Source organism: Kitasatospora sp. NPDC002040, from assembly GCF_040296785.1.
Taxonomy (GTDB): Bacteria; Actinomycetota; Actinomycetes; order Streptomycetales; family Streptomycetaceae; genus Kitasatospora.
Genome location: NZ_JBEOXV010000001.1, coordinates 501970 through 515851, shown reverse-complemented (window position 1 = coordinate 515851; position 13882 = coordinate 501970). Strand labels below are relative to the sequence as shown.

The 13882-nt window shown below is 73.8% G+C and carries 11 protein-coding genes; 4 read left to right on the top strand and 7 right to left on the bottom strand.

Annotated features, from left to right (window positions below; translation table 11 throughout):
• The first annotated feature begins 121 nt into the window (after positions 1-121).
• Positions 122-889 (top strand): hypothetical protein, encoded by a 768-nt coding sequence (locus ABT118_RS02435; RefSeq protein WP_350644342.1) that lies wholly within the window; start codon positions 122-124, stop codon positions 887-889.
• On the opposite strand, the gene ABT118_RS02430 is transcribed toward ABT118_RS02435, so the two are convergent.
• Positions 870-1388: a GNAT family N-acetyltransferase gene (locus tag ABT118_RS02430; protein ID WP_350644340.1), complete on the bottom strand. Its 519-nt coding sequence runs from the start codon at positions 1386-1388 to the stop codon at positions 870-872. The two genes, ABT118_RS02435 and ABT118_RS02430, sit on opposite strands and share 20 nt — an antisense overlap.
• Positions 1389-1452: 64 nt before the next feature.
• On the opposite strand from ABT118_RS02430, the gene ABT118_RS02425 reads away from it, so the two are divergent.
• Positions 1453-2226: a TetR/AcrR family transcriptional regulator gene (locus ABT118_RS02425; protein ID WP_350644339.1), complete on the top strand. Its 774-nt coding sequence runs from the start codon at positions 1453-1455 to the stop codon at positions 2224-2226.
• A 7-nt stretch (positions 2227-2233) separates the two neighbouring features.
• Here ABT118_RS02425 and ABT118_RS02420 read toward each other — a convergent pair whose 3' ends face one another.
• The gene (locus ABT118_RS02420; protein ID WP_350644338.1) at positions 2234-3499 is read right to left on the bottom strand and encodes a GNAT family N-acetyltransferase; all 1266 of its coding nucleotides are present in this window, start codon (positions 3497-3499) and stop codon (positions 2234-2236) included.
• 98 nt (positions 3500-3597) lie between these two features.
• Here ABT118_RS02420 and ABT118_RS02415 point away from each other — a divergent pair, with 98 nt between their 5' ends.
• On the top strand, positions 3598-5127 hold the full coding sequence (locus ABT118_RS02415; protein ID WP_350644336.1) for a helix-turn-helix domain-containing protein: 1530 nt from the start codon (positions 3598-3600) through the stop codon (positions 5125-5127).
• Between the two features lie 57 nt (positions 5128-5184).
• Here the strand turns inward: ABT118_RS02415 and ABT118_RS02410 are convergent, their stop codons facing one another.
• From ABT118_RS02410 to ABT118_RS02395, 4 genes are all read right to left on the bottom strand, one after another.
• A complete protein-coding gene (locus ABT118_RS02410) occupies positions 5185-6417 on the bottom strand; it encodes a C40 family peptidase (protein ID WP_350644334.1) in 1233 nt (410 codons plus the stop codon).
• A 222-nt stretch (positions 6418-6639) separates the two neighbouring features.
• The gene (locus ABT118_RS02405; RefSeq protein WP_350644332.1) at positions 6640-7710 is read right to left on the bottom strand and encodes a hypothetical protein; all 1071 of its coding nucleotides are present in this window, start codon (positions 7708-7710) and stop codon (positions 6640-6642) included.
• Between the two features lie 49 nt (positions 7711-7759).
• Positions 7760-9397: a threonine/serine exporter family protein gene (locus ABT118_RS02400; protein ID WP_502884476.1), complete on the bottom strand. Its 1638-nt coding sequence runs from the start codon at positions 9395-9397 to the stop codon at positions 7760-7762.
• 245 nt (positions 9398-9642) lie between these two features.
• Positions 9643-10278 carry a DedA family protein gene (locus ABT118_RS02395; protein WP_350644329.1) on the bottom strand — a complete coding sequence of 212 codons (636 nt, stop codon included), beginning with the start codon at positions 10276-10278 and terminating at the stop codon, positions 9643-9645.
• A gap of 112 nt (positions 10279-10390) precedes the next feature.
• On the opposite strand from ABT118_RS02395, the gene ABT118_RS02390 reads away from it, so the two are divergent.
• Positions 10391-11323 (top strand): cation diffusion facilitator family transporter, encoded by a 933-nt coding sequence (locus tag ABT118_RS02390; RefSeq protein WP_350644327.1) that lies wholly within the window; start codon positions 10391-10393, stop codon positions 11321-11323.
• A gap of 175 nt (positions 11324-11498) precedes the next feature.
• Here the strand turns inward: ABT118_RS02390 and ABT118_RS02385 are convergent, their stop codons facing one another.
• The gene (locus tag ABT118_RS02385) at positions 11499-13844 is read right to left on the bottom strand and encodes a hypothetical protein (protein WP_350644326.1); all 2346 of its coding nucleotides are present in this window, start codon (positions 13842-13844) and stop codon (positions 11499-11501) included.
• Positions 13845-13882: the final 38 nt, after the last annotated feature.

Here is a 13882-nt window from a genome sequence, read left to right as displayed (position 1 = left end):
GGGAAAGGTTCCCGGCGGGGCGGGTGAGAGTGGCGGCGACCATGGCGGACCCCTTGTGGCCTGCGGAAACGGTCCGCTACCGAGTAGGTCCCAGAGTGTTCTACCTACTCCGGTCCTCGCCATGCTGCTGTGCAGCACGCTCTTCCCGGCCGCCGGGCTGCTCGCCGCGACCGTGCTCGGCACCACCGGGGTACTGGTCTTCGCCGCCCAGCGGCGGACCGAGCCACCCGTGCAGCCGGTGGCCGCCGCCGGGCGGGGCGCACTGCGGGCGGGCGGTCTCCGGGTGCTGGTACTGGTCTTCGCCGCCACCGGCGTGGTGTTCGGCTCGATGGAGGTCAGCACCATCGCGTACGCCGACTCGCTCGGCCAGAAGCCGCTGGCCGGTGGGCTGTTGGCGCTGGTGGCGGCCGGGTCCTGCGTCTCCGGGCTGGTCCTCGGGACGGTCCGCAGCCGGGCCGGGGCCGCGGGCCGGCTGCTGGCCGGGGTGGCGGCGATGGCGGGGCTGCTGCTGCTCCCGCTGGCGGCCGGGCTCGCCGGGGCCGGGCTCGCGGTGCTCGGGGCGGCCCTGTTCGTGGCCGGGTCGGGGACCGCGCCGACCATGGTGGCCGGTATGACGATGGTCCAGGAGGTGCTGCCCGCACGGCAGTTGAACGAGGGCATGGGCGTGGCCGTGGCGGGCATCCTGGTCGGGATCTCGACCGGGGCCGCGCTCGGCGGGGCGGTCGCCCAGCACACCGCACCCGGCACCGGCTTCCTGGTGCCGGCCGGCGCGGCCGCGGTGGCCCTGCTGGCCGCACTGGCCGGACGCCGCCGACTGCTCGGGCGGCCAGAGGCGCCGGACGCGCCGGTCGCGCCGGTCACGCCGCCCGTCAGCGCACCGGCGGCGTGACCGGGAAGCCGTACCCGTACTCGGGCAGCCGGACGCCGCCGGGGAACCAGCCGGCCCCGCTGCCGGTACGGACCGCACCCGCCCGCTCGTAGAACGCGACCGCCCGGGTGTTGGCCGCCAGCACGTCCAGGTACAGCACCCGGCCCCGGCAGTGCTCCCGGCAGGCGGCCAGCAGCGCGGAGCCGATCCCGCCGCCGGTCAGGCCGGGGCGGACGTGCAGGTTGTCCAGCAGCACCCGGCCGTCCGGCTGCGGGATCAGGTACCCGAAGCCGTCCAGCCCCCGCCCGCTCTCGGCCAGCAGCAGCACCGGGGTGTCCGCGGGCTCCCCGTAGTCGACCGTCAGCCGGATCTCCCAGAGTTCGCGGCGCTCCTGGACCAGCCCGTCGCCGAGGGCCTCGGGCGGGAGCAGGCCGGCGTAGGCGGACAGCCAGCTGGCACTGTGCAGGGCGGCGACCGCCGGGGCGTCGGCGGCGGTACCGGGGCGGATCTCGGAGCGCATGGCCCCGAGCCTGCCACAGCGACCGCCCCGGCCTCTCCGGACGGCCAAGGTAGGCTCCACAGGCGTGGAGCCCAATGACGTCACGGAGCCGGCACCGGCCGCGAGCGACCCCGGAAACTCCGAGCTGCCGGGCGGTCGGGCCAGGCCGAAGACCGACAAGAGCGAGCAGACCCGGGCGCTGATCCTGGAGACCGCGATGCGGTTGTTCAAGGAGCGCGGGTACGACAAGACCACGATGCGGGCGATCGCCGCCGAGGCCGGGGTGTCGGTCGGCAACGCCTACTACTACTTCGAGTCGAAGGAATTCCTGATCCAGGGTTTCTACGACCTGATGACGTACGAGCACGCCGCGGACGCCCGGGCCCGGATGGCCGGGCACACCGACTTCGCGGACCGGCTGGAGATCGCGCTGACCTCCTGGGTGGACTGCGCGGCGCAGTACCACACCTTCGCGTCCCAGTTCTTCCGGACCGCCGCCGACCCGAACAGCTCGCTCAGCCCGTTCTCCAACGAGTCGCACCCGGCCCGGGCCACCGCGGTCGAGCTCTTCCGCGAGGTGCTGACCGGGTCCGACCTGAGCACCAAGCTGGATGCCGAACTGGCCGAGCTGCTGCCCGACCTGCTCTGGCTGCAGCTGATGGTGGTGGTCCTGTACTGGGTCTTCGACCGCACCCCGGACACCGAGCGGACCAGGGAGTTCGTCCGCCGCTCGACCCCGATGGCGGCCAGGGTCCTGGCGCTGTCCCGCTACCGGGTGTTCCGCCCGATCGTCCGGGACGCCAAGGGCCTGATCCAGGACTTCATCCTGCCGACCATCGGCCGGACGACGAAGTCCTGATCCACCCTCAGAAGCCGTCCGGGTTCCAGGCCTTGAGCGGGGTGCGCAGCAGCAGGTCGGCCGCGGCCGCCGCGCCGGGGCGGAGCTCGGTGACCAGGCCGCCCGCGACCAGGCGGGGCACGCTCTCGGCCCCCAGGTAGAGCGAGCCCAACTGGCTCGCGCCGAGCGCCAGATCGGCCGGGTCCTCGGTCCGGGTGCAGCGACCGGAGCCGTCCGGGGCCGCCTCCAGGGCCCAGCGGCCCGCCGCGAACCCGTCCCGGTCGGTCACCTCCAGCACCGTCCGGCTGGCCGCGCCGTAGCTCCGGGCGGCGAAGGCGGCGGGCACGTCCAGCACCCGCAGCCAGGTGAAGTCGGAGACCTCCTCGCCCGGCCTGGCCTGGCGGGCGTCGTTCAGCCAGAGCGGCAGCGGGTCGTCCGGGGCGAGGTTCTCGATCTTGATGGTGCGGACCCAGTCCACCGAGAAGACTAGCCGCCAGAGCGCCACCGCGGCCGGGGCGTCCAGGGCGATGAAGTCGTCCACGGTGAGGGTGCAGTTGGGGACCGAGCCGTCCCAGTCGTCGTCCAGCCGGTACGAGACCAGGCCGGTCACGGTGCCGTCCTCGTCCCGGTGCAGCGCCGCGAACTGCTCCTTCCAGTCGAAGCCGGGCAGGGTCGCGTCGCCGGTGACCAGCTGCCACCAGTACGGCTTGCGGCCGATCGCGCCCGGCTGGGTGCGGCGCCAGCGCTCGTGCAGACCGGGGCCCAGCTCGCGCAGCTCGGCCATGGTGACGAAGTCGACCCGGCCCCGGCTCGCCGGCAGGTCGGCGCGCAGGCCGCCGGACGCCTGGCGGTCGATCCGCAGCCCGCCGTTCCAGGTCGCGGGGCCGAAGCCGAACCGGCCGTAGATGTTGTACTCGGCCGCGATCAGGATGGCCACCGGACAACCGCGGCGGTGGGCGTCCACCAGGTCCGTGGACATCATCCGGCTGAGCAGGCCCCGGCGGCGGTGGGTCGAGTTGACCGTCACCCCGGTGATCGCGTCGGCCCGGACGGTGGCCCCGCCCGGAACGGTCAGCTCGGTGTCGAAGCTGCGGAAGGTGGCCACGCAGCGGCTCGGGTCGAACGGGTCGAAGGCGCCCTGCCAGCGGTCCGGCTCGAACTGCAGGCGGCGGAACGGACTGCCGTCCTCGACGTGCGGCCGCAGGAACCCCCGTGCGATCGCCCGGTCCCAGACCGGGATCTCGTCCTCGGTGATGTACCGGATGTCGACGTCGTCATTCCGCGCGTTGCCCATCCCGTCACGGTACGACGCACCGTCAGGAGCGGCATCCGATTTATCCGGCACCACCCCCACCGACTGCCTCATCTCACATGTGAGATATCGTCTGCCGGATGAGCGACGACTACCTCCAGCGCATCGGCGGTCTCATCCGCACCGCCCGCGAGCACAAGGGCAAGACCCAGGGCCAGCTCGCGGCAGCGCTCGGCACCAGCCAGAGCGCCGTCAACCGGATGGAGAAGGGCCAGCAGAACCTGACCCTGGAGATGGTCGCCCGGATCGGCGAGGCCCTGGACAGCGAGATCGTCTCGCTCGGCTACGCCGGCCCGATGCACCTGCGGGTCGACGGCGGGCGGCAGTTGAGCGGCGAGATCGACGTCCGGACCAGCAAGAACGCCGGGGTCGCGCTGCTCTGCGCCTCGCTGCTCACCACCGGCCGCACCACGCTGCGCCAGGTCGCCCGGATCGAGGAGGTCTACCGGATCCTCGAAGTCCTCGCCAGCATCGGCGTCAAGGCCCGCTGGACCAACGACGGCCGCGACCTCGAACTCACCCCGCCGGCCCGGCTCGACCTCGACTCGATGGACGAGGCCGCCGCCAAGCGGACCCGCAGCGTACTGATGCTGCTCGGGCCGCTGATGCACCGCGCCGAGCAGTTCCGGATCCCGTACGCGGGCGGCTGCGACCTCGGCACCCGGACGGTGCAGCCGCACCTGGGCGCGCTGCGGCAGTTCGGCCTGGAGGTGGCCGCCACCGACGGCAGCTACCACGCCCGGGTCGAGGCCGGCGTCTCGCCCGGCCGGCCGATCGTGCTGACCGAGCGCGGGGACACCGTCACCGAGAACGCGCTGATGGCCGCCGCCCGGCACGACGGCGTGACCGTGATCCGCAACGCCAGCCCGAACTACATGGTCCAGGACCTGTGTTTCTTCCTGGAGCAGCTGGGCGTCAAGATCGAGGGCATCGGCACCACCACGCTCACCGTGCACGGCCTGGTCGATATCACCTGTGACGTCGACTACGCCCCGGCCGAGGACCCGGTCGAGGCGATGAGCCTGCTCGCCGCCGCCGTGGTGACCGCCTCGGAGCTGACCATCCGTCGGGTCCCGATCGAGTTCCTGGAGATCGAGCTCGCGGTGCTGGAGGGCATGGGCCTGGACCACGACCGCACCCCCGAGTACCCCGCCCGGAACGGCCGCACCCGGCTGGTCGACCTCACCGTCCGCCCGTCCAAGCTGACCGCCCCGGTCGACCGGATCCACCCGATGCCGTTCCCCGGCATCAACATCGACAACGTCCCGTTCTTCGCCGTGATCGCCGCCGCCGCCCACGGCACCACCCAGATCAACGACTGGGTCTACGACAACCGGGCCATCTACCTCACCGACCTGACCCGGCTCGGCGCCGCCGTCACCCTGCTCGACCCGCACCGCGTCCTGGTCCAGGGCCCGACCCGCTGGCGCGCCGCCGAGACCGTCTGCCCGCCGGCCCTGCGCCCGGCCGTGGTGATGCTGCTCGGCATGCTCGCCGCCGAGGGCACCTCGGTGCTGCGCAACGTCTACGTCATCAACCGCGGTTACGAGGACCTGGCCGAACGCCTCAATTCGATCGGCGCCTCGATCGAGACCTTCCGCGACATCTGACCCCACCGCGGACGGTTCGGCGACAGACGGGAAGTAGCACCCCGCCCCGGGCCGGGCTCAGGGGCGGCCGTAGAAGTCGGGGCGGCCCATGATCCAGAGGCTGGCCTGCTTGATCGCCATGCCGGGTCGGGGGGCCTCGATCATCTGGTCGTTGCCGATGTACAGGGCGACGTGGTGGATGTCCCGGGCCCGGCCGGTGTCGGTCCAGAACACCAGGTCGCCCGGCCGGAGTTGGGCGTAGCTGACCGGGGTGGACTCGGCGTACTGGTCGGCGGCGAAGTGGGTCAGGGTCTTGCCGGCCCGGCGCCAGGCCATCATGGTCAGGCCGGAGCAGTCGTAGCCGGCCGGACCCTCGCCGCCCCAGATGTAGGGGAGGCCGATCTTGGAGCGGGCGAACGCGATGGCGGCGTCGGCCCCGCCGGCCGACCAGGGGGTCTCGACGAAGGAGTCGGCCGAGGGGCGGGCGGCGGCGGCCTCGGCAGCGGCGGCCGCCCTGGCGGCGTCCTCCGCCGCCCGGACCGCGATCGCCTCAAGCGCCTCGCGGCGCTGCCGCTCCAGGTCGACGGTGGTGTGGCGGGCGGCGGCCAGCGCGCCGAGCAGCTGCTCCCGGCGGGCGGCGATCTCGGTGACCTGCGCCTGCTGGGCGGCCAGCCTGGCCTGGGCCTGCTCCTTGGCCAGCCGGACGGCGTCGGCGGCCCGGACGGCGGCCTCCTCGGCCGCTCCAGCCGCCCCGGCGGTCCGGTCGGCCTCGGCGGCGGCATCGGTCGCGGCGTCCAGGATCTCCTTGGTCCGGGTGCCCGCCATGTCGATCGCGGCGACCTGGGCACCCACCGCGCGGGGCCCGTCGGCGCCCAGCAGGGCGTCCAGCGCCGAGAGTTGCCCGCTCGCACCCTGCCGGTAGGTCTCCCCGGCCAGCTCGGCCGCCCGGTCGGCGGCGTCCAGCCTGGCGGCGGCGGCGATCGCGGCGGCAGCGGCGGTCCGGGTGGCCTCGGCCCGGGCCCGGGTCAGTGCGGCCTGGGCGCCGTTGTAGGCCTCGACGGCCTGTTCGGTCTCCCGGGCGGCGCGGTCGAGGTCGCCCTGGGCCGCGGTCAGCCTGGCCTCGATCGCGGCGGTGTCGGCCGCCCGGGCGGCCTCCTCGGCCTGGGCGGCGGCGATGTCGTCGGCGGTCGGGAAGGGGTCGTCGGCGGGGGCGGCGTAGCCAGGGGCGGCGGGTACGGCTCCGGCGGCGGGCAGCAGTCCGAACAGGCCGGCGAGGGTGAGCAGGAGCGTTGGGAGGATTCTTCGTGCCACGGGGTGCCCTCTCGCGACGGCTGACGGCCAGTCAAATATCCCATCAAGTGACAAATCGGTCACTCGTTGTCATAGTTTCAGACCTGACGGTCCCTCAGCGCTATCCCCACACGGCCGGTCGGGTGAGATGTCGGATTGTCGGCCCGATCCGCCCGGCGCACGCCGGGCGGACTCCCGGCGGCCCCCGCGGACCCTGGGCGCGCCCCCTGGCCTGACCCGCCGTCAGTGCGGCCGGCGGCCCTGCGGGTGCGGCAGCCGGGGTGCCGCACCGCGGATCCGCCGCTGCGGCAGGTGCGGCTCCGGCCCGGTCGGCGGGACCGGGCGGACGGCGTACGTCCTGGTGCGCCCGGCGCGGACGGTACGGCGGCGCGCCACCGCCGGGGCGGTGCGCTCCGGCGCGCCGGGGGTGCCGGACGCGAGCGGAGTGGCCCGGCGGTCGGTCAGGCGGGCGGAGCGGCGGGCCAGCGCCCGGGCCGAGTGGGCGTCCAGATGGGCGGTGGCACGGGCGGCCATCCGCTCGGCCACCCGGTGGGTGGCGGTGTGGTGGGCCGGGACCTTGTCGGGGGCGCCTGCGATCAGGTCGAAGAGCCAGGTCCTGGCGCGGTCCGCGCGGGCGTGCAGCCGCCGTTCGCGCCGGACGGCGCGCGCCCGTCGCCGGGGCCGGCTCGCGTACCGCCAGCGGGCCCACGGGCTGGTCGGCCGGGCCAGCCGGACCGCCCCGATCCAGGACAGGCCGGGGACCATGATCCCGAGCAGCCCGGTCCACACCTTGCCCTTGAGCAGCGCGACGATCGAGACCAGGGCGTTCACCGCGATCACCGCCACCAGGCCCCACCGGGTGTCCTGCCCGGGCACCACCCCGAGCGGCACGTACCCGGTCAGCAGCAGCGCGGTGAACAGGATGCCGAAGATCACCGCGTCCACCGACTTCCGCCCCTGCGCGCTCCAGTAGACGTCGTCCAGGTGCAGGATCAGCGCGAACTCGTCCAGCACCAGCCCGCAGCCGATCCCGAAGCCGAGGCCGAACCAGTCGATCCACGGGTGCCCGCCGTTGGTGGCGAACACCCCGACCCCGCCGAGCAGCAGGAAGCCGAGGCCGAACACCATGTGGTGGATGTGCAGGCCGCCGGGCGTGATGTTGCCCGGCCACCAGCGCACCTTGGCCCGGATCATCCGGACGCTGACCCGGATGAAGACGAAGGACAGGATGAAGCCCACCAGCAGCAGGAACAGCGGCTGTTTGTGCGCGGCCACGATGTGCGTCCGGTAGCCGTCCGACAGGGCTTCGATCATGGGCCGTACCTTCGTTCCGTCGTGGTGCTCCGCCGTCCCTGACGGCGGCTCAGAAGCCGCGGGTCCGTTTGGCCGCCCGGCGCGGCACCAGCAGGTAGGGGGCCAGCCGCTCGGCCGAACCGCCCGGGCCGCGGGCGCCCGCGCCGGCCGGACCGCCCGGCAGGGTGCTGGGCATCTTCATGAAGAGACGCGCGATCTCCCCGCCGAGGTTCACCCCGACCGCCAGCGCGAGCGCCAGCGCGGCGGCCCGGCCGACCTGGACCAGCCCGCCGTCGGGGTCGTTCTGGGTGAAGGCCAGCATCCCCAGGTAGATCGCCGAGCCGGGCATCAGCGGGCCGAGCGCGGCGGTCACGTACGGCAGCGCGGAGGTCGCGTGGTAACGGGCGGTCAGTTGGCCGAACAGGCCGACCAGCCCGGCCGCGATCCCGGTGGCGACGATCGGGGAGATGTCCGCGTTGTACGCCAGTACCCCGTAGGTGGACCAGCCGATGCCGCTGTTGAGGGTGACCAGCAGCAGGATCCTGCGGTCGGTCTGGAGCAGCATCGCGAAGGAGAGCGTGAGCACCATCGCCGCCACCAGCTGCACCGGCGGATGGCTGACGCCGATCAGGCTCTCGCTCGGATTGAGGTTCGGATCGAGCTTGGAGCCCGCGTAGAGCACCAGCATCACGCCGATCACGATGCCCGCGACCAGGTACAGCACCTCCAGCAGCCGGGCGGCGGCGGTGATGTAGAAGCCGGTCAGACCGTCCTGCACGGCGGCCACCAGGGCCCGCCCCGGCAGCAGCGCGAACAGCCCGCCGGTGATCACCACCGAGCCGCGCAGGCCGAGGTGGTTGAGCGACAGGATGATCCCGGAGACCGCGGCGGGCATCGCCGCCAGCACGAACTGGTAGAACTCCGGCAGCCCGCGCCGGGCGATCAGCGAGGCCAGCCGGTCGCCCAGTATCGCCGCCACGAAGCCGTTGGCGAAGACCAGCCAGGCCTTGGCGTCCAGCCTGCCGCCGACCAGGAAGGTCGCCGCCCCGGCCAGCAGTCCGGTGGCCAGCGCCATCAGCCAGGTCGGGTACGGGTGCCGGTTGCGGCGGATCTCGGCCAGCCGGCGGTAGGCGTCGTTGACCGTCAGCTTCTCGGCGGTGATGTCGGCGACCAGGCGGTAGACCGCCGCCAGCCGGGTGTAGTCGGAGGTCCGGCGGCGGACCACCCGGTCGGCGGTGACCGGCGGCTCCACCAGCGAGGGCTGGTACGAGATGCCGATCAGGGTGAAGGTGACCTGGGGCTCGCAGTGGTCCAGGCCGAAGGCGTGCGCGATGCCCAGCATCGCCGCCTCGACGTCCTCGGCCGCCTCGCCGCTGGCCAGCAGCAGTTCGCCGATCCGCAGCGTCAGGTCGAGGATCCGCGGGACGTTCCGCTTCACCGCCGACTCGGGCTTCTGCTCCCGCTGGGTCCGCTCGTACGCCGGGCGCTCGGCCATCGGGGTGCGCAGCAGGGTGCGCATCCGGTCCGGCCAGGGGGCCTCGCCGGGGGCGCCCTGACGGAGCATCGGGACCGCGATCCCGGTCGGCGGGCTGAAGCCGACCGCCTTCCACACCTCGGGAGTGAGGGTGTCCTCGGGGTTCCAGGCCGGCGGCTCGGCCGCCTCGGCCGGGGTGAGCAGGCCCTCGGTCTGCTGCGGCGGCGGCGCCATCGGGATGACCGTGGGGTGTTCGACCGGCGGCGCGGCCGATCCGAGCAGGCCTTCGGTGGGCGGGGCGTCGCGCGGGGGCAGCGGCTTCCCCGCGGCCGGCCCGGGCGGCCTGCCGCCCCTGACCTTCTTGCCGCCACCCGGTCGGCCCCGGCCCCGCTTCGGCACTGCCGCTCCTCCACCGCCCCGTCCCGCTTGGTCGCTCCCACCTTGCCTGATCAAGGGGCCGGATGCACAACAGCCTGGGTTCAGGCCGCCTGCCGCGCACTCCGACGGGCCCGCAGCAGCTCGACCGCGACCGGGACCACCGAGACCAGCACGATGGCGACCAGGATCGCCTCGATGTTGTCGCGGACGAACGGGATCTGCCCGAGGTAGTAGCCGAGCACGGTGACCCCGGCGCCCCAGAGCACGCCGCCGACCACGTTGTAGAGAACGAAGGTGCGGTAGTTCATCCGGCTCACGCCCGCGACGATCGGGGTGAAGGTCCGGACGATCGGCACGAACCGGGCCAGCACGATCGCCTTCGGCCCGTGCCGGTCGAAGAAGGCAGCCGCCTTCTCCACGTTCTCCTGCTTGAACAGCCGTGAGTCGGGCCGCCGGAACAGGCCCGGTCCGACCTTGCGCCCGAACAGGTAGCCGACCTGGTCGCCGGCCACCGCCGCCAGCACGATCAGCGGGCAGACCAGCCAGAGCGGCTGGTCCAGGTAGGTGCCGTCCGCCACCAGCAGTCCGGCGGTGAACAGCAGCGAGTCGCCCGGCAGGAAGAAGCCGATCAGCAGGCCGGACTCGGCGAAGACGATGGCCAGGATGCCGACCAGCCCGAAGGTGGAGATCAGTGTGGTCGGGTCGAGCCAGGAGGGGCCGAGGGCGAGGCTGGTCACGGTCAGGGGCTCCTCTGGGCGGACAGCTTAGGCAAAGAAATAGTAAAGCATTGACCAAGCAAGCGGCGCGGGCGGCCCCTGATTCCCGGCAAACTGGACATACTGTCCGACTATGAGCAGCGACGGCGCAGCGGAGGAGAGCCTGACCACGGTGATCGTGGCGGGGCTCTGCAATCTCGGGATCGCCGTGGCCAAGGCGGTCGCCGGGGTGGTCAGCGGCTCCAGCGCGATGCTCTCCGAGGCGGCCCACTCCTTCGCCGACACGGTCACCGAGCTGCTGCTCTTCGCCTCGATCAAACGCGGCGCCCGCCCGGCCGACGACGCCCACCCGTTCGGCTACGGCCGGGAGCGCTACCTCTGGGCCCTGCTCGCCTCGGTCGCCACCTTCGTCGGCGGCGCGGTCTTCTCCGTCAACGACGGCATCCACACCCTGGTCCACGGCGAGGAACTGGGCAGCCCGACCCTCTCCTACGTCGTGCTCGCGATCGCCTTCGTGCTGGAGGGCGTCTCGCTGCGCCGGGCCGTGCTCCAGGTCAGGGCCGAATCGGCCCGGCTCGGCACCGTCACCCGGCAGTACCTGCGGCACACCTCCGACACCGCCGTGAAGGCGGTGTTCCTGGAGGACGCCGCCGCACTGATCGGCCTGCTGCTCGCCTTCGGCGGCCTGCTCGGCGCCCAGCTCTCCGGCTCCGCCGTCTGGGACGGGGTGGCCTCGCTGCTGATCGGCGCCCTGCTGGCCTGGGTCGCGTACGTGCTCGGGCGGGACAACTCCTCACTGCTGATCGGGCGTTCACTGCCGCAGCGGCTGGAGGACGGGATCGAGGAGACGCTCCGGCGGCAGCCGCACGTGGACGCCGTGCTGGATCTGATCACCATCGTGCACGGCCCCAAGGAGGTCCTGGTGGCCGCCAAGGTCGACTTCTCCGACCTGGCCACCGCCGCCGAGGTCGAACGCGCCTGCGACACCGCCGAACACGCCGTCCGCACCGCCTACCCGGCCGTCACCCGGATCTACCTCGACCCCACCCCGGGCCCACCCGCCTGACAGGCAGGGGCCCGGGGAACGGCGGCGCCCACCTCAGGAGCGTTCAACGTGCGTACATGGCCAGGCACTTTCGCATGGTGCCCCGCCAGCCAGGTAGCGTCGCCGTTCCCCGAGCCCCTGGCTGCGCCATGGCGGGCCGCCTGCCGAAGGTCGCTGCCCCGGGCCCCTGGCTGCGTCAGAGCCCGTACCGCTCCGCGATCTCGCGGTGGGGCGTGACGTCGGCGCCCGCTGCGGCGGCGAGTTCGGGCCAGCTGAGCGGGTGGGCCCAGTCCCGGGTGAGGGTGGAGAGGACGGCGTCGGCCTCCGCCGAGGAGACCAGCGGGGGGACCCCGAGGGCGGCGTAGACCCCGGGCAGCGACTCCCCCGTACCGGGGTCGACCAGGGTGTAGCCGTCCCCGCTGTGGGCCCAGATCGCGTAGCCCGCGTCGCTCAGCGCCTCCCGGAAGGCCACCCACTGCGCCGTCCCCGGCCAGGCACCGTCCAGCCACCAGGTGGTGTACCCGGCCGGGTCCAGCAGCGTGAGCAGCTCGAAGGCGGGCCGCCAGTCGTCGCTGCCGCCGTCGGTACCGTCGGTGCCGTCGTCGGGGGCCTCGTTCAGCAGGGCCGGACCGAAGACCACCACGTCGCCGTGGTTGAGCGTCAGGTCGTCGCCGAGCACGGGGAGGATGCGCGCGGTCGCGGGCCCGGTCCGGATCGCCGGGAGGTCGACGGGGGTGCCGTTGCTGCGCCGCGCGCGGACGGTGACGACCTGCCACTCCTCGTCCACCGGGCCGCTCTCCTCATCGAAGTCGATGCCCAGCAGGGCACCGGTGGAGCGGACCACCTCCCAGTCCCGGTTGGCGGTGGCGGCGGTGACCAGGTGCCAGAGGTCGGCCGGCTGGACGGTCCGGTACTGCAGGTCGGCGGCGGTGCCCTCGGCCGGGAGGGCGTGCTCCAGCAGCTCCAGGTAGAGCCGCTGGGCGGTGGCGTGGTCGCCCAGCCGGGTGGCGGCCAGCGCCCCGAGCCGGCGCGGGTTGATCCGGGTCGGGTCCTCGGCCACCATCGCGGCACAGTGCTCGCCGGCCTCGGCCCAGCGGCCCTCGGCGGCGGCCCAGCGGGCCCGGGCCCAGTACGCGTCGGCGGGGCTGTCGGCCATCAGCCGGTCGGCCAGCCTGCGGATGCCGTCGCCGTCGCCGGCCTCGATCAGGGCGGCGGACAGCATCCGGGCCAACTGGCCGTCGGTGGGGTCGACTTCGAGCCGCTCCCAGAGCAGCTCGGCGGCCGCCCCGGCATGGCCGAGGGCGCCGAGCGCACCGGCCAGACCGGCCACCAGGTCGGTGGCCGGGGCGGCCGCGTGGGCGGCGGCGAGCAGGTCCGCGGCCTGTTCGCCGGCCACCGGGTGCTCGGCCAGCCAGGCGCGGAACTCATCGATCGGGACCGGCAGTTCGGCCACCGGAAGGGCCTCGGCGGCGGCCCGCAGGGCGGCCACCTCCGCGGCCACGCCGTCGGTGCGCCGGAGCCGGCCGAGCTTGCGCTCGCCGGTGGCGGCCAGCGTCCGGGCCACCTCCCGGGCGCCGCGCCGGACGGCCAGCCGGCCTGCGATCAACAGCAGGTCCAGGCACGGACGGTGGGACCCGGAGGCGTCCAGGTAGCCGACCCAGTGCGCCAGCCGGGCGCCCAGCTCGACGTCGTTGAGGTAGGCGTCGGCCTCGACCAGCGCGGCCACGGCGGTGGCCCAGCGGAACCGGATGTCGGCGTAGTTCTCCGCCTCCTCCGGCTCGGGCAGCTGCTCCAGGGCGGCCTCGGTCCGGCCGAGCGAGGCCAGCATCAGGGCCCGGCCGACCGCCAGCTTGCGCCGGTCGTCGTCGTCCAACTCCCGCCGGGTGGCCCGGACTCCCGCCTCGGCGGTGTCGTAGGCGTCCAGCGCGTCCTGGTAGCGGCCGAGCCGGTGCAGCGCGGAGGCCCGGCTGTGGCCGAAGGCGAGCGAGACCTGCTCGCCGGCCGCCAGGATGCGGGCCTGGGCCCGGTCGAGATGGGCCAGTGCGGCCTCGGCCCGGCCGTCGTCCTCCAGGGTGTCGGCGTACTCCCGGGACAGGCAGTCGAAGCAGGCCCGGGCCGGCTCGACCCGCTCCAGGGTCTCCTCCAGCACGGCGAGCCGCTCGGGCACGTAGCCGGGGCCGTCGATGTTGGCGTGGCAGATGGTGAAGTCCTGGACGGCACAGACCGCCTGCGGACAGGACTCGGTCTCCGGGCGGTGCGCGAACTCCAGCAGCGAGACCGCCTCGGTCAGGGCCGCCTCGCCCTGGTGGCGCTTGTTCAGCAGGTTCTGCAGCCGCCAGTGCCGCAGGAAGACCTCGACCCAGGGCAGGTCGAGCGCGCGGGCGGAGGCCAGCGCCTCCGGGTAGACCGCGTCGAGCTGCTCGTTCCGCCCCTCGACGGCGTGGCCGGCGATCTCCGCCAGCGCGGTGGCAAGCCGGTGCTGGCCGGACTCCATCAGCTGCCCGTGGCTCTCGTGCACCCAGGCCCAGATGTCGGTACTCATGCGGTGTCCCCCTTGCCGGGCGTGCCCGGGCCGTTCGG